This window comes from Bacillus sp. JJ1127 (genome assembly GCF_036965845.1).
In the GTDB taxonomy this organism is placed as follows: Bacteria; Bacillota; Bacilli; order Bacillales; family Bacillaceae_G; genus Bacillus_A.
In genome coordinates, this window is sequence record NZ_JBALQK010000435.1 from 1 (window position 1) to 546 (window position 546).

A 546-nucleotide genomic window follows, 5' to 3' on the forward strand; every position below is an offset into this window, starting at 1 on the left:
AATTCTCATAAAAAAACAGGCAATTCTTACTGAAATTCATGTAAGGAAATGCGTGTTTTTTATAGGGAAGATAAGAGAGTAACAAAGTATAGGTTATTTATTATTCTTGAAGATAAAACTTATTTTGTTGATTTCTCCTGTTGTTAAATGAACATCTAAGTGAATTTGAAAAAATGAACAATAAAGAACCCCTCTTATCAAAAGTTAAGAGGGGTAATGTAAATATTAACCTAATTTAGGTAATAAACGTTCTCCGCTTTTCATGTTACTTTTACATAAAGGGCATTTTGGCTCTTCTTCAAATGAAAAGTTCTTTCTCATCCATCCTAAACAATCCTCTGATTCACATTCCCAAACAGGGGTTTGTTCTGGTGGTACTTCTGCTACATCGTTCTTTCGATTGCGATACATGTGACCACTCCTTTTATGTAAAAAATTTAATTATATATTAAAAAGGTTGTTAACCGTGCGATGGTAACAACCTTTTTAATGTTTAAATTATAGCTTTACAACGTTTTTAGCTTGAGGTCCGCGGTTGCCATCTTC

1 protein-coding gene is annotated in these 546 nt (G+C 31.9%); it reads right to left on the minus strand.

What is annotated here, in order from left to right; translation table 11 throughout:
- Window positions 1-225 precede the first annotated feature (225 nt).
- Window positions 226-411 (minus strand): cold-shock protein, encoded by a 186-nt coding sequence (locus tag V7183_RS25600; protein WP_000286200.1) that lies wholly within the window; start codon window positions 409-411, stop codon window positions 226-228.
- Window positions 412-546: the final 135 nt, after the last annotated feature.